The 20816-nt window shown below is 36.4% G+C and carries 15 protein-coding genes; 13 read left to right on the forward strand and 2 right to left on the reverse strand.

What is annotated here, in order from left to right:
* Positions 1-106: 106 nt before the first annotated feature.
* From ABXT67_RS12005 to ABXT67_RS12065, 13 genes are all read left to right on the forward strand, one after another.
* On the forward strand, positions 107-2581 hold the full coding sequence (locus tag ABXT67_RS12005) for a S8 family serine peptidase (RefSeq protein ID WP_415374287.1): 2475 nt from the start codon (positions 107-109) through the stop codon (positions 2579-2581).
* 267 nt (positions 2582-2848) lie between these two features.
* On the forward strand, positions 2849-5323 hold the full coding sequence (locus ABXT67_RS12010; protein ID WP_415374288.1) for a S8 family serine peptidase: 2475 nt from the start codon (positions 2849-2851) through the stop codon (positions 5321-5323).
* 109 nt (positions 5324-5432) lie between these two features.
* Positions 5433-6974 (forward strand): YifB family Mg chelatase-like AAA ATPase, encoded by a 1542-nt coding sequence (locus ABXT67_RS12015; protein WP_415374289.1) that lies wholly within the window; start codon positions 5433-5435, stop codon positions 6972-6974.
* 787 nt (positions 6975-7761) lie between these two features.
* On the forward strand, positions 7762-7935 hold the full coding sequence (locus ABXT67_RS12020) for a hypothetical protein (RefSeq protein WP_415374290.1): 174 nt from the start codon (positions 7762-7764) through the stop codon (positions 7933-7935).
* Positions 7936-7963: 28 nt separating this feature from the next.
* Positions 7964-8560 (forward strand): acetyltransferase, encoded by a 597-nt coding sequence (locus ABXT67_RS12025; protein ID WP_415374291.1) that lies wholly within the window; start codon positions 7964-7966, stop codon positions 8558-8560.
* 584 nt (positions 8561-9144) lie between these two features.
* A complete protein-coding gene (locus tag ABXT67_RS12030; protein WP_415374292.1) occupies positions 9145-9360 on the forward strand; it encodes a hypothetical protein in 216 nt (71 codons plus the stop codon).
* Positions 9361-9395: 35 nt separating this feature from the next.
* Positions 9396-9896, forward strand: a complete 501-nt coding sequence (gene tssO / locus ABXT67_RS12035; RefSeq protein WP_415376989.1) for a type VI secretion system TssO — start codon at positions 9396-9398, stop codon at positions 9894-9896.
* A 133-nt stretch (positions 9897-10029) separates the two neighbouring features.
* A complete protein-coding gene (locus ABXT67_RS12040; RefSeq protein ID WP_415374293.1) occupies positions 10030-12897 on the forward strand; it encodes a M16 family metallopeptidase in 2868 nt (955 codons plus the stop codon).
* 211 nt (positions 12898-13108) lie between these two features.
* A complete protein-coding gene (locus tag ABXT67_RS12045; RefSeq protein WP_415374294.1) occupies positions 13109-14239 on the forward strand; it encodes a DUF2891 domain-containing protein in 1131 nt (376 codons plus the stop codon).
* 104 nt (positions 14240-14343) lie between these two features.
* Positions 14344-15549, forward strand: coding sequence for an Nramp family divalent metal transporter (locus tag ABXT67_RS12050; protein ID WP_415376990.1), 1206 nt, complete (start codon positions 14344-14346; stop codon positions 15547-15549).
* Position 15550: 1 nt separating this feature from the next.
* Positions 15551-16288, forward strand: a complete 738-nt coding sequence (pxpA, locus tag ABXT67_RS12055; RefSeq protein ID WP_415374295.1) for a 5-oxoprolinase subunit PxpA — start codon at positions 15551-15553, stop codon at positions 16286-16288.
* Positions 16285-17013, forward strand: coding sequence for a 5-oxoprolinase subunit PxpB (gene pxpB / locus ABXT67_RS12060; RefSeq protein ID WP_415374296.1), 729 nt, complete (start codon positions 16285-16287; stop codon positions 17011-17013). The genes pxpA and pxpB overlap by 4 nt, the downstream gene beginning before the upstream one ends.
* Positions 17006-17851: a biotin-dependent carboxyltransferase family protein gene (locus ABXT67_RS12065; protein ID WP_415374297.1), complete on the forward strand. Its 846-nt coding sequence runs from the start codon at positions 17006-17008 to the stop codon at positions 17849-17851. The genes pxpB and ABXT67_RS12065 overlap by 8 nt, the downstream gene beginning before the upstream one ends.
* A gap of 586 nt (positions 17852-18437) precedes the next feature.
* Here ABXT67_RS12065 and ABXT67_RS12070 read toward each other — a convergent pair.
* Positions 18438-19124 (reverse strand): RluA family pseudouridine synthase, encoded by a 687-nt coding sequence (locus ABXT67_RS12070; RefSeq protein ID WP_415374298.1) that lies wholly within the window; start codon positions 19122-19124, stop codon positions 18438-18440.
* 215 nt (positions 19125-19339) lie between these two features.
* The gene (gene panB, locus ABXT67_RS12075; protein ID WP_415374299.1) at positions 19340-20158 is read right to left on the reverse strand and encodes a 3-methyl-2-oxobutanoate hydroxymethyltransferase; all 819 of its coding nucleotides are present in this window, start codon (positions 20156-20158) and stop codon (positions 19340-19342) included.
* Positions 20159-20816 lie beyond the last annotated feature (658 nt).

Consider the following 20816-nt stretch of genomic DNA (forward strand, 5'->3'; position numbering starts at 1 on the left):
TTGTTTTGACTTGTAATTGTTAAAATCATATATTATTCCTTGCTAAGGAAGAAGAAGTTATCACTTTTTATTATTTTGCACTAACTAAATTAATTAATTTTTTGCTATGAAAAAAAAATCACTCATCACATTGTTTGCCATTGTGATTGTAGGCACAACTATGTTTTCTCAAACCGAGGCAGAACGTCTTGTGATTTCGAACTCTTACGATCAAGAAAAACTAAGTTTACTTGAATACGAGTTAAGACAAGCATTTGAAACAAATCAACAAAGGGCTTTTGCACTTGCCGTTCAAAATGGATGGGAAACTGAAATTGAACTTCCAAACGGAGGAAAAGCACTCCTTATTGGCGTTTTTCCAAACGGATCCCCTAAATATTATCAAACAGATAATAGAGAAGGCGGTATCACGACACGTGCAGACAGAGTTCATACAGGAGGATCTGCAGGATTAGATCTAAATGGTGAAAATATGCTCGCAGGAATTTGGGATGGTGGTCTTGTTAGAACAACACATACTTTGTTTTCAGGGCGAGTAACTCAAATAGATGGTGCATCAACTATCAGTAACCACGCAACGCATGTCTCTGGAACAATGATTGGTTCAGGGGCGCCTGTAAGTGGTGCTGCAAAGGGGATGGCTCCGCAGGCAGAACTTATATCCTATAGCTTTGCTAACGATACATCAGAAATGACTGCAGCAGCAGCCGATGGATTATTAGTATCGAACCATAGTTACGGTTTTTCTGCAGATAATAATCTCTTATGGTTCATGGGATATTACGACTCTAGTGCTAGGGATGTTGATAGAATAACCTATGATGCTCCTTTTTATCTTCCAGTGAAATCAGCAGGGAACGCTAGAAGTTCCGGCGAAAACCCGGGAGATGGAGGTTACGATTATCTTACTGGTAGTGGTAGTTCGAAAAACAATGTTGTTGTTGCAGCTACTCTTGAAGTTTTAGATTATCAAGGCCCAAGTGACGTTAATATGTCTTCTTTTAGTAGTTGGGGACCTACAGACGACGGTCGTATCAAGCCAGATATTTCTGCTAAAGGGGTAAATATGTTATCTAGTACTAGCGGTTCTAATAATCAATATGGTGCTTTGAATGGGACCTCTATGTCGGCACCTTCTGTTTCTGGTAGTTTAATACTGTTGCAGCAACATTATAACGAGGTTAATGGAGCGTTTATGCTTGCTTCTACATTAAGAGGGCTTGCATTACATACGGCAGATGAAGCAGGAACAACACCAGGGCCAGATTATCGTTTTGGATGGGGACTTATGAATACTGAAAGAGCAGTACAAGTAATATCTGATAATAGTGGAAGTTCTATAATAGTGGAAGAAACTATTACCGATCTAGGAGCCTACACATTTTCATTTACTGCAGATGGTGTAAGTGATGTATGGGCGACTATAGCCTGGACAGATCCAGCAGGAGATCTCTTGCCTGCAGGTATTGAAGATGTTTCTACGCCACGACTAAAAAATGATTTAGATTTAAGAATCTCTGTGGATGGTGGAGCAACTTTCTTACCTTGGGTTTTAGATGTCGCTAACCCTACGGCAGGAGCAACTACAGGAGACAACCTAGTAGATAATATCGAAAAAATTGAAATGGTAGCACCCCCAGCAGGTGAATACATCGTTCGTGTTTCTCACAAGGGTAGTTTACTTGTAAATGGCACACAAACTTTTTCTATGATAATTACAGGAATGGCAAATGATGCAGTCGCTATTTCTTCTACAGATGCAAACATTCAAACTTGCGCAGCGGCAAGTTCAGAACAATTTGAAATTGACTATGTTTATGACACTGGTGCTTCAGAAACATTTAATCTTACCTTCGATAATATACCTACAGGCGCTACCGCAACCTTAACACCAGACACGGTCTCTGGGTCAGGTACCGCAATATTAGAGGTTTCTGGATTAGAAAATGTGGTACTTGGAGATTACACAATTAAAGTAATATCTACTGGAACTGGACAAATAACGAATACATTCTTAACACTTCAAGTAGTAGGTCAAACTACCTTAACAATACCTGAGTTAGATTCACCGCCAAACAATTCTAGTAACAGGCCTATAGACCTTACTTTAGTTTGGGATCCTTCAGATGGCGCTACCACAGAATATGATTTTGAACTTGCTCTTGATGATAATTTCACAAATATTGTAAACCAACAAACAGTACCAGAAACGATGGCAAGCGTAACAGGATTAGCATTCCTTACTGAGTATTTTTGGAGAGTAAAAGCAATTAGTGATTGTGGAGAAAGTGAATTTTCTGATGTTCGTAAATTTACCACGGAACAAGAATTAGGCGTAACAGATAATACCATAGCAGATTTAGTAATGTATCCTAATCCCGCAAGTACTCAACTTAATCTTGAAGCAAGTGTGGTTTTAGATTCCGTTCAGATATTCAATATCTTAGGACAAGAGGTAAAGAATATAAACGCTGCATCAACAAAAAGTATTATAGACATACAAGACCTAGACACTGGAATCTATTTTGTAAAAGTTACTTCGTCAAATGAGACAACGGTACTACAGTTAATTAAAGTATAAGCATCTATATAGCTTTCTATTTAACCCCTACCTTTTTTAAGGTAGGGGTTTATTATTTAATCAAAAAACCAATAATTTTATAAACCTATTGGTTACAAATTCGTCGTGGATTCTTTCTAGATTCTGATAACAATAAGAACTAGAGGGTCAAAAATCTGTTAAATCAATACGGTAAAGTGTTAAACTCTGCGATTAATGAATTCGATAAGTAGCATCTATAGTCCTTTTTTCTTATTTTGCGTATCGAAAAATAAAATCACTACAGCTATGAAAAAAAAATCACTTCTCACATTGTTTGCTTCTGCGATTGCAGGCGTAACAATGTTTGCGCAAACCGAGGCAGAACGCTTGGTAATTGCTAGCGCCTACGATCAAGAAAAATTAAGCGCTCTTGAAGTAGAATTCAGAGATACTTTTGAAACAAACCAACAAAGGGCTTTTGCACTTGCCGTTCAAAATGGATGGGAAACTGAAATTGAACTTCCAAACGGAGGAAAAGCACTTCTTGTTGGCGTTTTTCCAAACGGAGCCCCTAAATATTATCAAACATATAATAGAGAAGGAGCGATCACGACACGTGCAGACAGAGTTCATACAGGAGGATCTGCAGGATTAGATCTAAATGGCGAAAATATGCTCGCAGGAATTTGGGATGGTGGTCTTGTTAGAACAACACATACTTTGTTTTCAGGGCGAGTAACTCAAATAGATGGTGCATCAACTATCAGTAACCACGCAACGCATGTCTCTGGAACAATGATTGGTTCAGGGGCGCCTGTAAATGGTGGTGCAAAAGGCATGGCTCCAGAGGCAGAACTTATATCCTATAGTTTTGGTAACGACACATCAGAAATGACCGCAGCAGCAGCAGACGGATTATTAGTATCCAACCATAGTTATGGGCAGCCTCCAAATGGCGACAACTTATGGTACATGGGATATTACGATTCTAGAGCCAGGAATATTGATAGAATGATTTATGATGCCCCTTTTTATATGCCAGTTATGGCAGCAGGAAATGCTAGAAATTCTGGAGAAAATCCAGGAGACGGTGGCTACGATTATATTACTGATTTAGCAGTTTCCAAAAATGCAATTACAGTTGCAGCTACCTTAGAAGTTTTAGATTATCAAGGTCCAAGTGATGTTAATATGTCTTCTTTTAGTAGTTGGGGACCTACAGACGACGGTCGTATCAAGCCAGATATTTCTGCTAAAGGGGTAAATATGTTTTCAAGTACTGGCGGTTCTAATAATCAATATAGCAATTTTAGTGGAACCTCCATGTCGGCACCAACTGTTTCTGGTAGTTTAATACTGTTGCAGCAACATTATAACGAGGTTAATGGAGCGTTTATGCTTGCTTCTACATTAAGAGGGCTTGCATTACATACGGCAGATGAAGCAGGAACAACACCAGGGCCAGATTATCGTTTTGGATGGGGACTTATGAATACCGAAAGAGCAGTACAAGTAATATCTGATAATAGTGGAAGTTCTATAATAGTGGAAGAAACTATTGCCGATCTAGGAGCCTACACATTTTCATTTACTGCAGATGGTGTGAGTGATGTATGGGCGACTATAGCCTGGACAGATCCAGCCGGAGATCTCTTGCCTGCAGGTATTGAAGATGTTTCTACGCCACGACTAAAAAATGATTTAGATTTAAGAATCTCTGTGGATGGTGGAGCAACTTTCTTACCTTGGGTTTTAGATGTCGCTAACCCTACGGCAGGAGCAACTACAGGAGACAACCTAGTAGATAATATCGAAAAAATTGAAATGGTAGCACCCCCAGCAGGTGAATACATCGTTCGTGTTTCTCACAAGGGTAGTTTACTTGTAAATGGCACACAAACTTTTTCTATGATAATTACAGGAATGGCAAATGATGCAGTCGCTATTTCTTCTACAGATGCAAACATTCAAACTTGCGCAGCGGCAAGTTCAGAACAATTTGAAATTGACTATGTTTATGACACTGGTGCTTCAGAAACATTTAATCTTACCTTCGATAATATACCTACAGGCGCTACCGCAACCTTAACACCAGACACGGTCTCTGGGTCAGGTACCGCAATATTAGAGGTTTCTGGATTAGAAAATGTGGCACTTGGAGATTACACAATTAAAGTAATATCTACTGGAACTGGACAAATAACGAATACATTCTTAACACTTCAAGTAGTAGGTCAAACTACCTTAACAATACCTGAGTTAGATTCACCGCCAAACAATTCTAGTAACAGGCCTATAGACCTTACTTTAGTTTGGGATCCTTCAGATGGCGCTACCACAGAATATGATTTTGAACTTGCTCTTGATGATAATTTCACAAATATTGTAAACCAACAAACAGTACCAGAAACGATGGCAAGCGTAACAGGATTAGCATTCCTTACTGAGTATTTTTGGAGAGTAAAAGCAATTAGTGATTGTGGAGAAAGTGAATTTTCTGATGTTCGTAAATTTACCACGGAACAAGAATTAGGCGTAACAGATAATACCATAGCAGATTTAGTAATGTATCCTAATCCCGCAAGTACTCAACTTAATCTTGAAGCAAGTGTGGTTTTAGATTCCGTTCAGATATTCAATATCTTAGGACAAGAGGTAAAGAATATAAACGCTGCATCAACAAAAAGTATTATAGACATACAAGACCTAGACACTGGAGTTTATTTTGTAAAAGTTACTTCGTCAAATGAGACAACGATACTACAGTTAGTCAAAAAATAACAAAAAGAACCTATCGTAATGATTGACCCCCGCTTTTTTAAGGCGGGGGTTTTTATTTTACTATATTTATAACTCCTGTGATGTCCATAGGTTTAAAAAACAATAACATATGCTCACAAAAGTTTATGGAAGTGCTGTTTTTGGAGTTGAAGCAACTACCATAACTGTGGAGGTAAATGTGGATAATGGCGTGGGCTACCATTTAGTGGGATTACCAGATAATGCTATTAAAGAAAGTAATTATCGCATCGCTGCAGCACTACAAAACAATGGCTACAAAATTCCTGGTAAAAAACTCATTCTAAATATGTCTCCAGCAGATCTTCGTAAGGAAGGTTCAGCCTATGATATGACTTTAGCCATGGGGATTTTAATTGCAACAAGTCAAATCGAAGAAAATAATCCACTCAAAGACTATATAATAATGGGCGAATTATCGCTCGACGGAAACCTCCAACCCATAAGAGGGGCATTGCCAATTGCTATAAAAGCAAAAGAAGAGGGTTTTAAAGGGTTTATACTTCCGAACAAAAATGCAAAAGAAGCAGCAATTGTAGAAGGATTAGAAGTATACGGAGTTGAAAATATCAAAGAAGTAATAGAATTCTTTAATGCTAAAATCCCACTCGAACAAACCATCGTAGACCTTGAAACAGAGTTCTACGAACACCTCTCAAATCCTGAGTTTGATTTTGCTGATGTAAAAGGCCAAGAATCTATAAAACGCTGTATGGAAATTGCCGCAGCCGGAGGGCATAACATTATATTAATAGGACCGCCAGGTTCCGGAAAAACAATGCTAGCAAAAAGATTGCCCAGCATCCTTCCTCCAATGACCTTACAAGAGTCTTTAGAAACAACTAAAATTCATAGCGTCGCAGGACGAACCTTGCAAAAATCAGGTATAATGACTGCTAGACCTTTTAGAAGTCCACATCATACTATAAGCGACGTTGCCCTCGTGGGAGGCGGACAATACCCTCAACCTGGCGAAATCTCATTAGCCCACAATGGCGTATTGTTTTTAGACGAATTACCAGAGTTTAAAAGAGGTGTATTAGAAGTAATGCGCCAACCCTTAGAAGATAGAGATGTTACTATTTCGAGAGCCCGATTTACAGTAACCTATCCTGCGAGTTTTATGTTGGTCGCAAGTATGAATCCAAGTCCTAGTGGATATTTTAACGACCCAGACGCACCCGTACAATCTTCTCCACAAGAAATGCAACGCTACCTCAGTAAAGTTTCAGGGCCATTATTAGATAGAATAGACATTCACATAGAAGTAACGCCAGTTCCTTTTGAAAAATTAAGCGACGAACGAAAAGGAGAACCAAGTACGACTATTAGAGAACGCGTATCAGCTGCACGTAAAGTACAAACTGAAAGGTTTGTAGAACTCGACAACGTTCACTACAACGCACAAATGGGTGTAAAACAAATAAGAACTTATTGTAAACTTGATGCAGAGTCATTACAACTTTTAAAAAGCGCCATGGAACGACTCAATTTATCAGCAAGAGCTTATGACAGGATCCTGAAAGTAGCCAGAACCATCGCAGATCTTGAGGGTAATAAAATTGTGGATGGGAGTCATATTGGCGAAGCGATTCAATATCGATCACTTGATCGCGATGGATGGTTGGGATGAAAGCTAATAAATGATAAATGCGAAGCAGAGAAGTAACAATATTTCCATACTTCAGGCACATTAATTTACGGAGCATCCAACAAGAAAGAAACGCGAATTTCTGTCCAACTTCACATCACTCTTGGTGCTTAGCCATTTCTTCCTGTTCCATAGGTTGCTAAAAGAGAAATTCCATTGATTTTTTGGTCCAATTTTGTGATTCCAATAATTTTATTGAGATCATCTCGATACCGATTCCAAGCGTCATTATTTGCATTGTTTGTATTCGGATTGATACATTTTAATTCTAGGTAGGTAAGAACTATTTATACTGAACCTATTTTTTTAATTTTAATAGTAACAACATTATTGGAATTCAAAACAGCGATAATAAGCTTGAAGTTTAATGAACAACACAGAATTGAAAGTTCATATGCAATCATTTATGTTTGTTTATAGAAATCATAGGCTATAATACTATTATAAACAAATCAAAAAAAAATCACGATAATTACTTTTAACTTTATGTATATTCCTAAAATATTAATTTATATTGTGTCATGTGGTTAAAAAACTCACCCACTTTTTATTGATTTTTGTTCTTTTTTAAACGGTTTTGATTCAGGATCAGGACTTAATAGAGAATTCGGATTTGATTACCCTAGAAATAGACACTCTTGGCGATGACGATATTTAACCTGAATCCAAACTTAAGTGTAAGAAGAATACCTGCCCCTCGAAAAAGGGTAGAGGTTTATGCCAATATAGCTTTGCTAAAGGAACTAGTAAAAAAACCGAATTAGCCAAAATGGCGCTGAGAAAAGAAACACCATTAATTCAAATAATAGACCGTCCTGTTTTGCCATTTGAAAAAGACAAAACAAGTAAAATAGTTGGTCTAATTTTAGGAAGTGTTATTGCTTTATTTTTAATCTTATTTTTCTTGATGGTTAAAAACATTTTCAAACAAATAATGTCATAATTCCTAATTTAACTTTAGAATATAGAAAATGATTAAATCGCTTAAAATATATGGCTTGTTTGGTTTTATGAGACTTATTAGAGATAAGTTATTCACGATGCTATTTTACCCAAAGGCAAGAATTATTAGATTGCCTGTTTATATCCGAGGTAAAAAGGGCATTCAAGGAGGAGAAAGTTTAACAACTGGAGTCAATTTAAGAATTGATATTATAAATTCAGAAACCATTACTCCTGTACTCCATATAGGTAAAAATGTAGAATTTAATGATTATGTACATATAGGTGTTGCTGTAGGTATATCAATAGGCGACAATACGCTTATCGCTTCAAAAGTTTTTATTTCAGATCATAATCACGGTTCTTATGCGGGAGAGATTCACAGCCATCCTGACGAAAATCCTATCGACCGCGTTTTGACCTCTAAAAAAGTTACCATTGGTAAAAACGTTTGGATTGGCGAGTACGTAGCTATTTTACCGGGAATAACTATTGGCGATGGTGCAATTATTGGTGCTATGAGTGTTGTGTCAAGAGATATTCCAGCTTATTCTATTGCTGTGGGCGCTCCTGCACGGGTTATTAAAAAGTTTGATAAAACTAAATCTGAATGGACATCCATTTAAATTAAACTATGTGTTTATTAGCCACTATTGCTTGTGGCTTTTCTATGTTTTTTGATGGCTAGTCATTATTTAAAATTTAATTTAAACGACATTAAAAATTTGAGTTGCCTTTTTTCTTTGATTAATGTTTTCCAATTTTCTGCAAGAGCATTTGTTTTAATTTTTATTCCTGTGATGACCTATTTTACGGAAAAAGTTAAAAATATAGATTTAGACTGATGGATAACACTACAATAACTTGTTTCTGTTATACTACTTTCAACACCTCTTTTATTTTGGCTAAGTTCTAAATGAGCATATTGAATAGTTGTTGTTTGTGTTCTTACCGTGCGCTATTCTAAGCAAAAGCAATTGCGGTAACGGTCTTTATATGAGTGGTTTAATTCTTAATTTTTTCTAGTACTAAGTACCATTTTAAGTAGTGATGTAAATATTTTGTAGCTACACTATTAAAAGAATATATAAACTTCTTTAATCCCATATCCATATTATTGACATTCTGTACGTGATAAACCTTATCTGCAGCGTGTTGTCCTTTTGAAGCGCTGAATTTTTTGTGAAGTATCGTGTGTGCTTTTGAAAATGTGTTCGCAGATACAATCGAAATGGAATACACGCATACCGATATAAATTCATCATTAATTCAGATTTCAGCATTCACTAAACTCATGCTTCCACTTTTCAAAAAACTAAACGAGCTTGATTATATAGGTAAGAAAAATGAATCTGGTATTTTTGTGAAAGAAGAAGTAGTAGATAAAACCGAAGTAAAAAGCAGACAAAGTTTGTTATTAGACTAAGAAAGCAATATTAAATAAAAAACTTAAAAATTAATATCAAGAGGAAACCAAAGAACAGCAAAGACAGACAAACGGGCTTTTTTAAATTTTTAGGATTGTTTCTTTTAACCGCAGGAATGATTGTGGCAGCGGTTTATTTTAATTTCAAAGTGCCGTCAACCGAAAATGATTTTTTGAGACACCAAACAAAAGTAGTAAAAGAGGAAATGGCTTTTCAAAATAATTTTTATGAAGACATTTCTAAAGTGAAATCGATGATGGATTCATTGGATAATCCAGGAGCACAAATAGATTGCGAATCTAAACTCATTGGCAGCAAATTGGTAGATATGCAAACATCACTACCTACAAAGGATTCTACGTATTTGTATGAAATGTATACCTATATCGTAAAAATATATGTAGGAATGCTAGATCAAAAACAAAAGCTGCGTTCTCTAATTGACGCAGAAGGCACTATAGAGGAATACAAGGAAGCACTCACAATCTGTCGGAAGGATTTAAAACAAGCTGAACGCGAATTGAGAATCAAATAAATAGCACTTAATATAGCCTCAAGACCCACAGTACAGCCGTGGGGTTTTTTTAAAATTGTTTCATTTAACAATATTTTAAGGGAATTAAAATACACTAGAACTATTTTTAACGTTGTAAAAAAAATCAAAATCAATGAAAAAAATTCAATTAAAAATGTCTTTGCTTTTTGCACTGGCGGTAATCGTATGCTTTACCTCGTGTAAAGAAAATTCAGAAACAAGCTCAGTTGAGAGTGCAAAACTTTCAGTAGACTTCGAGAAATACACGATGGATAATGGTCTAGAGGTCATTTTACACCAAGACAAAAGCGATCCAATCGTATCTCTGGCTATACAGTATGGTGTAGGGTCTAACCGTGAAAAAACTGGACGTACTGGTTTTGCCCATTTATTTGAACACATGTTGTTTCAAGAATCTGAAAATGTGCCTCAAGACCAATTCTTTAAAAACATTCAAGATGCTGGAGGAACATTAAATGGGGGAACTTGGAAAGATGGAACTATTTATTATGAGATTGTTCCAAACAATGCATTAGAAAAAATACTTTGGATGGAAAGTGACCGCATGGGATTTCTAATCAATACTGTTACCGAAGCCGCCTTCTATAATCAGCAAGAAGTAGTACAAAATGAAAAACGCCAACGAGTAGATAACAATCCTTACGGGCACACTAGTTGGGTGATAGATAAGAACTTGTACCCAGAAGGGCATCCTTACAACTGGCAGGTTATTGGAGAATTGGTAGATCTTCAAAACGCAACGGTAGAAGATGTAAAAGAGTTTTACGATAAATTTTATGGACCAAATAATGCAACTTTAGTGCTTGCAGGTGATTTTGAAAATGAAGAAGCAAAAGCATTAATTGAAAAATACTTTGGTGAAATAAAAAGACGTCAAGAAGTAGAACGCCTTGCGCCGCAACCAGTTACATTGGCTGAAACTAAGAGACTATATCACGAAGATAATTTTGCAAAAGCACCGCAATTAAATATGGTATGGCCTACAATAGAGCAGTACACGCCAGATGCCTATGCGTTAGATTTTTTAGCCGAATTATTCTCACAAGGTAAAAAAGCTCCATTATATAAAGTGTTGACTAAAGAGAAAGAAATAAGCTCTCGTGCTTTTGCATTTAATGCCTCGGATGAGTTGGCTGGAGCATTTAGAATTAGCGTGACTGCAAACGAAGGAGTAGATCTTGATGATGTAGAAGCAGGAATCAACGAAGCGTTTGCAAGATTCGAAAAAGATGAAATTACAGATCAAGATGTAGAGCGAATTAAAGCTGGTTTAGAAACAGGTTTTTACAACGGTATAAGCAGTGTTCTTGGAAAGTCTTTTCAATTGGCTAGCTATAATGAGTTTACTGGAGATCCTGGTTTTATAGAGGATGATATCGAAAATATCAAAAAAGTAACAAAAGCAGATGTGCTTCGTGTTTACGATACCTATATCAAAGGAAAGAACTATGTGATGACCAGTTTTGTGCCAAAAGGCCAAATCGAGTTAATTACAGAGAACTCTATAAAAGCGCCTGTTGTTGAAGAAGAAATCACAGAGAATATTGCTAAAGAATTAGCAGATGCTGCAAGTGAGATAGCTAAAACACCCTCAAAATTTGATCGTTCGGTCGCTCCAAGTACAGGTGATTCACCTGCCTTAAAAATTCCAAACTCTTGGACTGCAGATTTAAGCAATGGTATGGAAGTTTATGGAATAGAACAAAATGAGATTCCAACAGTAAACTTTAGTATTGTAATGCGTGGAGGACATTTATTGGATGACAAAAATAATAACGGGGTTGCAAATTTAATGACTGACATCATGATGGAAGGCACCGCAAACAAAACCCCACAAGAGCTAGAAGAGGCTATCGAATTACTCGGTGCATCTGTTAATATGTATACTACCAGAGAGAGTATCGTTATTCAAGGAAATACATTGACAAGAAACTTCGGGAAAACAATGGACCTTATTGAGGAAGTCTTGTTAGAACCACGCTTTGATATAGAAGAGTTTGGTAGAATAAAAACCAAAACTATAAACGATATTAAGCGTTCTGCTGCGAACCCAAACAGTGTGGCTAGTAACGTGTATAATAAGTTGTTGTATGGTGAAGACCACATTTTTGCATACCCAACAAGTGGTACGGTTGCTTCTGTAGAAGGGATTAGTATGGAGGATTTAAAAGAGTATTATGACAGTAACTTCTCACCTTCGGTTAGTAAGTTTCATATCGTAGGAAAAATTGATAAGACTGCCGTTTTAAAAGAGCTTAAAGATTTAGAAGCTAATTGGAAAGCAAAAGAAGTAACTATTCCTGAATACGCAATCACAGATAACCGCGATAAGTCATCACTGTATTTTGTTGATATTCCAGATGCGAAGCAATCGGTTATAAACATTGGATATATTGGGATGGCTCGTACAGATAAAGATTTTTACCCTGCTGAAGTAATGAACTACAAATTAGGAGGTTCTTTTAGTGGTAATGTAAACTTGATTTTACGCGAAGAAAAAGGATATACCTACGGAGCTCGAACTAACTTTAGCGGTACTAAAATTCCTGGAACGTTTACGGCTTCTTCAAGTGTTCGAACGAATACCACCGGTGAATCTGTCCAAATATTCAAGGAACAAATAGAAAAGTATAAAGAAGGTATTTCTCAAGAAGATTTAGATTTTACAAAAAATGCTTTGATAAAGTCAAACGCGCGTCGTTTTGAAACGCAAAGTTCTTTATTAGGTATGTTGCAAGAACGCAGCGCTTATGATTTACCAGCAAATTATATCGAAAATGAAGAGGCAATTGTAAAGGTGATGACTTTAGAAGAGCACAAAGCATTGGCCAATAAATATTTAGATGGATCACGTATGGCGTATTTAGTGGTGGGAGATGCGGCAACGCAATATGAACAATTTAAAGAAATGGGTTTTGACGAAGTAAAATTGTTAGATACTGAAGGCGAAGAAGTAAAATTAGATGATGTGAAAATGTAATTTCAGATTTTATACTGAATTTTAAAAGACTACTCGAAAGGGTAGTCTTTTTTGTTTGGAAACTATAAAAAAACCAGATGTAGAGGTTTTTAGGGTTTCATATATTGAAATTCAAGAAACCAAATTTTTCTTTAGGGATTATTATACCTCCTAGGCTTGCTAAGAGGTAGTTTATTCTTGTATTTTAGTTGAATAATTTATTTACAAATTTATGGACAGAATTATTTTGCTAATTTTATCAGTACTCTTGTTCTCTTGTAAAAAAGGTAATATAACTGAAATTTCAGAAGCCAAACCTTCAAATACAATTTCCGAAGCAAAACCTGAAATCTTCGAAAGTCCAAATTTCACGATAACCGAAGCAAATAAACTATTAGAACTCCCACTACATTGCGTTACCACACAATACCCAAACAAACTTGGGCAAACAATAGGAGGCAAAGAGGATCTCTCGGAACCAAAAGCATTACATCCCATTTTTTATGGCTGTTTTGATTGGCACAGTGCCGTTCACGGGTATTGGTCAATGGTGACGCTGTTGGATAAATTTCCCACAATGGAAAGGGCAGAAGAGGCCATTGCTATATTAGAAGCTAAGATTACTAAAAAGAATGTAGCTCAAGAGCTTATGTATTTCAGCAAACCACTCAATAAAAGTTACGAACGTACCTATGGGTGGGCTTGGTTGCTAAAACTTGCGGAGGCACTCAATACCTGGGACCATCCAAAAGCAAAACAATTAGAAGGAAATTTAGCGCCACTAACCCAGAAAATTATAGCAAACTATGAAGTGTTCTTGCCAAAGTTAGTTTATCCAATTAGAGTGGGAGAACATACCAATACGGCGTTCGGTTTGGCATTTGCTTTTGATTACGCAATAACAGTGAACGATACTAATTTTGCCCAAGCTATAAAAAAGAGAGCCAAAGAATTCTATCTAGAAGATTATGGGTGCCCGATAAAATGGGAGCCTAGCGGCTATGATTTCTTATCTCCCTGTCTAGAAGAACTAGATATTATGAGAAGAGTCTTGTCTAAGGCTGATTTTAAAAGATGGCTCGCTAGCTTTATGCCTGAATTAATAGATAAAAATTATACACTCGATGTTGCTAAAGTGAGCGATCGTAGCGATGGTAAGTTAGTGCATCTTGACGGTCTTAACTTTAGTCGCGCTTGGGTTTTATATGGTCTGGCAAGTACATATCCAGAATACAGTCACCTAAATAATATTGCCAACGAACATCTTAAATATTCATATCCAAACCTCGTTGGCGATAGTTATGAAGGAGGTCATTGGCTAGGAAGTTTTGCTATTTATGCACTTTCTCAAAACAAGCAGTAAATTGAAAATTTAAACCATAGGGTCCAGCAAAGTGTTCTCTCCCTTGAGGGTGGGGCTAGAGGGGATGTTCAGTTAAAGTGTAAATAAAACCAATAAATAAAATAATCTTGAAAAATCCACTAAAAAACATAGGTCCAGGAACTTTAGTAGCAGCCGCTTTTATTGGTCCTGGTACGGTAACAGTTTGCACCATAGCTGGCGTAACCTATGGCTTTACTTTGCTTTGGGCGATGTTGTTTTCAATATTTGCAACGATTGTATTACAGGAAATGGCGGCGCGCTTGGGTTTGATTCACGGCAAAGGATTGTCAGAAACTGTAAAGGAGCAAATTTCAAATCCCTTGCTTCGTGGTGCTGCGATGGTATTGATTGTTTCTGCGGTTTTAATTGGTAATGCCGCGTATGAAGCTGGGAACATTAGCGGCGGTGCATTGGGTTTACAAACGATTCTTCCTGCTTATGTCTCACAATATATTCCGCTACTCATAGGTGCAGTTGCTTTTAGTTTACTCTATATAGGCAATTATAAAGTACTTGAAAAATCGCTGATAATGTTGGTGATTATTATGAGCCTCTCTTTTTTAGTCGCCGCTATTTTAACGCAGCCTAATCTTTTAGATGTGTTATTAGGACTTTTAAAGCCAAGTGTTCCAGAAGATAGTGTCTTAACTATAATAGCATTAGTAGGAACAACTGTGGTGCCTTACAATCTGTTTTTACACGCATCTCTTGTAAAAGAAAAATGGAGTGGTAAAAGAGATTTAAAAAAGGCAAGAACAGATTTATATGTGTCTATTGTTTTGGGTGGATTGGTATCGATGGCAATCATCGTATGTGGGGCAGCAATACAACAAACCGAAATAAGCAATGCAGCAGACCTAGCAAAAGGTTTAGAACCTTTGTTTGGTAGTTATGCCAAATACTTTTTGAGCCTAGGTCTTTTTGCTGCAGGAATTACCTCAGCGATCACTGCGCCACTTGCGGCTGCCTATGTTGCAAGAGGTTGTTTTGGTTGGGAAATAAATTTAAAATCTCTTAAATTTAGAGCGGTTTGGATATTGATATTGGCTATTGGGGTAGTTTTTTCATCGGTAGGCTTTAAATCAATCGAGATCATTCAATTTGCACAAGTAGCAAATGGATTGCTACTTCCTATAATTGCCATCTTTTTATTATGGGTAGTGAATAAGACTTCGGTCTTAGGCAAGAATAAAAATGATAGACTTCAAAATTTCTTCGGAATTGTAATCGTGTTAACCACGTTATTATTAGCTTCGAGCACAATAGCTAAGGTATTTGGAATTTGGTAGTATGAAAAAAATACAAATAGACATCAATGCAGACTTAGGAGAGGGAGCGGGCAATGATGCTCAAATAATGTCCCTTATTTCTTCTTGTAATATTGCCTGTGGTGGTCATTTTGGTACTGAAGAAACGATGCGGAATACTATTAAATTAGCATTAAAACACAAGGTGAAAATAGGAGCACATCCTTCGTTTCCAGATATAGATAATTTTGGACGAAAGATAGTAACCTTAACAAAAACAGTGCTTACCGAAACAGTTTTTAAACAACTTACAACCTTTTTGAAATATTGCGAATTAGAAAACGCAACACTTTCTCACGTCAAGTTACACGGGGCTTTGTATAATTATGCAGCAAAAGATGCGGCTACTTCAGACGCGGTGATAGAAGCTATTTTGAAAACTAGAAAACGACCCATACTCTATGTGCCTCCAGGGAGTGTTCTTGAAGAAAAAGCAAAAAACTTACTGCCCATAAAACGGGAGGCATTTATAGACCGAAAATATAATGATGATCTTTCGCTGGTTTCTCGTAGTTCAGAGAATGCAATGATAAAAGAGGAGTTACAAGCGTTTCGTCAATTGGTAAACATGGTTCTTGAAAAGACAGTGAAAACAGTTTCAGGTACTTCCAAAACTATAGAAGCGAAAACATTTTGTATCCATGGCGACACCAAAAATACTGCGTCAATTCTTCGTTTTATTAGAAAAGAATTAGTTCAATATTCAATTGAAGTAGGGTGAGTCAGCGTCCTAAAATAGAGCAATTTGGTGAAGCTGCGATTTTGATTTCTTGGGAGTCAAAAAAGATTGATATTGATATTAACAATACAGTAGTACAGTGGTCAAAGTGGCTTTATGGAAAATATATTGGGGAGCTAATCGAAATTGTGCCTACCTATCATTCATTAGCAGTATATTTTAAAAAAAAGGTAGCAGTAGCTGATTTTTTAGAGCGTTTAAAATCACATTCATTTCCAAATGCTAGTTTTCCACAAGCTAGTTATTTGTATAAAATACCTGTATGCTATGACCTTTGTTTCGGTTTAGATCTTTCTAAACTGTCAAAATCAAAAAACAGGCCTATTTCTGAAATAATTAAAAAACACACGAAGCCAGTTTATACGGTTTGTTTTCTAGGGTTTTTACCAGGTTTTCCTTACTTATCTGGACTTTCCGAAGAATTGTCTGCACCAAGAAAAATGATGCCAAGAGAACTCATTGATGCTGGAGCGGTTGCAATTGGTGGCGCACAAACTGGTATATATCCAATGGACTCTCCTGGAGGTTGGAATATAATTGGTAAAACACCCATAAATATTTTTGATGTAAGTTTGGCAAAACCGTCTTTGTTTAAAGCAGGCGACAGGATTCAGTTTTATGGAATAACAAAAACTGAGTTTGATGCGATTACAGAAAAAATAAAATCAGGTAACTACAAACTCGGAAAAACACTCTCAGATGATTAAGGTTATCTCCAGTGGATTTTATTCCACACTGCAAGACGGTGGCAGATTTAGGCATCGGGCGGTCGGAATTCCTTTAAGTGGCGCGATGGATTTGCAAAGTTTTGAGCTAGCAAATAAACTTGTTGGAAATCTAGAAAATGCTACGGTACTAGAAATAACCGCGTCCGGACCAGTTCTATTTATTGAAATGGATGTTAGCATTGCTATAACTGGAGCTGCCTTTTCTCCAACGATTAATGGTGTCAATATCCCTTCAAATTCTTTGCAATTTGTAAAAAGGGGAAGCACATTAAAATTTGGAAGATTGGCATCTGGAATGCGCGCTTATCTTTCAATTAAAGGAGGTTTTAAGGCTGAAAAGGTTTTAGGGAGTTATAGTCAATATGCGCAAATAACTCAAAAACGTACCATTGTCAAAGGGGATACACTAGATGCAGGAAACGAAACTTTTATTTCTGAAGCCAATTATGCTACTGGCTTCAATCTGTTAGAATATGATAATGATACATTACAAGTGTTCAAAGGACCTGAATTTGGGCAATTACCAGACGCAATCCAAAGTTCAATAGAAAACGTACAGCTAACGATCCTGCCACAAAGTAACCGAATGGCTTATTTGCTTTCAGGATTTGATAATACATTTCAAGTACCAGAAATTATTACTTCGCCTGTACAACCGGGAACTGTTCAATTGACGCCTTCAGGTTCTTGTGCGGTATTAATGAGAGATGCACAAACCACAGGAGGTTATGCTAGAATTTTACAACTCTCGAGGGAATCTATTAATATTTTAGCTCAAAAAAGACCTGGAGAGAAAGTCTTTTTTCAGCTTTATTGATTTTTTTAGGAAATGCAAAAGGACGCCTTCCGAGCTTTAGGTGAAAATAAAATACGTTTTGATTTAACAATGGTTGTCCAAAATCCGCCCAGCAATAAATGCTGGGCAGGCTCTTCTCATAAAAAAAGGGAAGGGGCTTATTTGACTTGTTTAATTATAATTTTGGTGTTTTATTCTGAGCTTTATTTTCTTTTATAACAAAATTCTGACTGCTAAAATTATAGCGTATCTTCCTCCCTTAAAAGGCTAAATAGTTAGTGTGATTCGTTTGATTATATTTAGGTTCATTTTTCATTTTCATTTATACCAATATAAACCTATACTAAATAGGAGGCAGGGTCTCCTCAACAAAGCCGAAAATTACTGATTTGTCTTATTGAATATTGGCAATTTTTTAAAGGAAGAAGCTAATTTATTTTGCTATATTTTTCAATTTTAACTTTTCAAAAAACAAACCTATTTCAGAACTAATTTTTAAGATAACATATGTTATTAAAATATTTAGTCTAATCTAAAAAAAAATATTAAATAATTAGTTATCAATTGATTGAATATACCTGTATAAAGTGTTGGTTTACATTTTTTATCAAAGACAATTTTTCCATAATATATCGTCTGGTGGAGGTGCAAACAGCGCTATTTCTTCTTTTTTTACAGGATGTGTAAATGAAATTTTTCTTGCGTGAAGATGGATGCTTCCATCCGGGTTACTCCGGTCAAAGCCATATTTTAAGTCTCCTTTTATAGGGCAATTTATGGCAGAAAGTTGTGATCTAATTTGATGGTGTCTTCCAGTTTCAAGGTCAATTTCTAAGGCAAAATAACGTTGTAGTTTTTTGAAAACTCGGTAGTGTAAAATTGCTTTTTTACTGTCTGAAACTTCTTTGCTATTTGCGTAGCTTTTGTTTTGTTTTGGATTCCGTTTTAAAAAGTGAATAAGGGTGTCTTCGGTTTTGGGAGGTTGATTTTTTACAATCGCCCAATAGGTTTTTTTAGTTTCTCTTTCAGCAAAAGAAGCATTAAGTCTTGCAAGTGCTTTAGAAGTACGCGCAAAAATTAAGATACCACTCGTTGGTCTATCCAATCTATGTACTACACCTAAAAATACAGCACCAGGTTTGTTGTATTTTTCTGCAATATATTCTTTAGCGATCTCAGAAAGTGGTTTGTCACCTGTTTTATCACCCTGAACAAGGTCTCCTGGTCTTTTATTGACAATCAAAAGATGATTGTCCTCAAATAATACTTGGAGGTTCTCCTTAGTGCTGTGCATAAATAGTTAAGAGTTATGAGTTAGGATTTCAGAGTTTTTTTGCGTGTTTGATGGTTTAATTTGGAATTTGATATCAGATTTGGACTGTTTGCAGGGTTCCTTCCGCATAGTGCCGCTCATAAATTTGCAAAAGCAAAGTTAAAAACAGTGTAGCGTTCATATATAATATAACTCTGCACCTAATACTAATGCTGCTTACTAATTTCAGTAGATGGCTAATACTGTTCTTCCTCATTAGGGAAATCGCCGCTTTTTACATCGGTAATATAGGATTTAAAGGCGCCTGTCATATCTTCAAACATATCGAGATAGCGTCTTAAAAACCTAGGGTTAAATTCGTGTGTCATCCCAAGCATATCGTGAGTTACCAGTACTTGTCCGTCCACTCCATTACCTGCGCCAATACCAATAATAGGAATGGTTACACTTGCAGCAACTTCGGCAGCTAGTTTTGCTGGAACTTTTTCTAAAACGATTCCAAAACACCCTGCTTTTTCTAACAAAAGTGCATCTGCTTTTAATATTTCGGCTTCTTCTTCTTCTTTAGCTCGAACGGTATAGGTTCCAAATTTGTAAATAGATTGGGGCGTTAACCCTAAATGACCCATAACTGGAATCCCTGCATTTAAAATACGTTTTATTGATTCTTTTATTTCTCTTCCGCCTTCAACTTTTACTGCGTGTCCGCCACTTTCTTTCATAATTCTAATAGCAGAACGCAAAGCTTCTTTAGGGTCACTTTGGTAGCTTCCAAAAGGAATATCTACCACCACCAAGCTTCTTTCGATAGCTCTCACTACAGAAGCTGCATGGTATATCATTTGATCTAAAGTAATGGGTAATGTTGTTTCATGACCAGCCATTACATTCGAGGCAGAGTCTCCAACGAGAATAACGTCTATACCAGCACTATCCACAATTTTTGCCATTGTATAATCATAAGCGGTAAGCATAGAAATTTTTTCACCGCGTTTTTTCATATCGACCAAGGTTTTTGTGGTAATACGCTTATACTCTTTTTTTGCTACTGACATTTTTAGATTTTTGAGTTGTAAATTTACTAAATTTGGTTGCTAACTAATAGCATCCAGCTACGAACTTTATATTCGATGTGCTTTTATTTTTTGCACCATCTTTGTTTATTCTCAAAAAACTTTCGTTGATAAAGGTGCGAAAAAAATTATGGATACTTTTTTTAAAGGTTCTCATAGAAGGAAATATGGTGCCAATTCCATCTGTAGCTGCTCCTAAAGTAGTTTTGCATACTACGGCTGCAACGAGAAACGGTGAAAATTGAGTTGATTATAATGGTTTAAAAGATTCGATGAAGGCAATGTCAGCGCTACTTGCAGACCAATTATGGGAAGCTGTTTTATTAGACTATAATATTTAAGCAGACGGAAATTTGGCATACGATTGGACGCTGTACGAGTTTTATTTCAACTGAATGTTTAGTTGTTGTGGGGCTAATTCTTTTAAGATCGCAAAAATGACTAACGGATGGAAAATTATTCATATTGTCGGTTCATACCGAAGTGAAAGTTGTAATCCCTTTAGAAAGAAGTGGCGGCAGAAGCGGAGCTCTTATTTTTAAATGAGGGAAATTCAATAAATAGTTTTTTTACTTGACCTTCCCAATCATTAGCAATATCAAAATAGCTAAAATTAACGTGGGCCATTATAATTCCGCAG

The sequence above is a fragment of the Patiriisocius sp. Uisw_017 genome, assembly GCF_047731265.1.
In the GTDB taxonomy this organism is placed as follows: Bacteria; Bacteroidota; Bacteroidia; order Flavobacteriales; family Flavobacteriaceae; genus Patiriisocius.

Excerpts from the sequence above, each read along its gene's own strand:
- ABXT67_RS12005 (WP_415374287.1), top strand. The coding sequence starts at position 107 with ATGAAAAAAAAATCACTCATCACATTGTTTGCCATTGTGATTGTAGGC.
- ABXT67_RS12010 (WP_415374288.1), top strand. The coding sequence starts at position 2,849 with ATGAAAAAAAAATCACTTCTCACATTGTTTGCTTCTGCGATTGCAGGC.
- ABXT67_RS12015 (WP_415374289.1), top strand. The coding sequence starts at position 5,433 with ATGCTCACAAAAGTTTATGGAAGTGCTGTTTTTGGAGTTGAAGCAACT.
- ABXT67_RS12020 (WP_415374290.1), top strand. The coding sequence starts at position 7,762 with ATGGCGCTGAGAAAAGAAACACCATTAATTCAAATAATAGACCGTCCT.
- ABXT67_RS12025 (WP_415374291.1), top strand. The coding sequence starts at position 7,964 with ATGATTAAATCGCTTAAAATATATGGCTTGTTTGGTTTTATGAGACTT.
- ABXT67_RS12040 (WP_415374293.1), top strand. The coding sequence starts at position 10,030 with ATGAAAAAAATTCAATTAAAAATGTCTTTGCTTTTTGCACTGGCGGTA.
- ABXT67_RS12045 (WP_415374294.1), top strand. The coding sequence starts at position 13,109 with ATGGACAGAATTATTTTGCTAATTTTATCAGTACTCTTGTTCTCTTGT.
- pxpA (WP_415374295.1), top strand. The coding sequence starts at position 15,551 with ATGAAAAAAATACAAATAGACATCAATGCAGACTTAGGAGAGGGAGCG.
- ABXT67_RS12065 (WP_415374297.1), top strand. The coding sequence starts at position 17,006 with ATGATTAAGGTTATCTCCAGTGGATTTTATTCCACACTGCAAGACGGT.
- ABXT67_RS12070 (WP_415374298.1), bottom strand. The coding sequence starts at position 19,124 with ATGCACAGCACTAAGGAGAACCTCCAAGTATTATTTGAGGACAATCAT.
- panB (WP_415374299.1), bottom strand. The coding sequence starts at position 20,158 with ATGTCAGTAGCAAAAAAAGAGTATAAGCGTATTACCACAAAAACCTTG.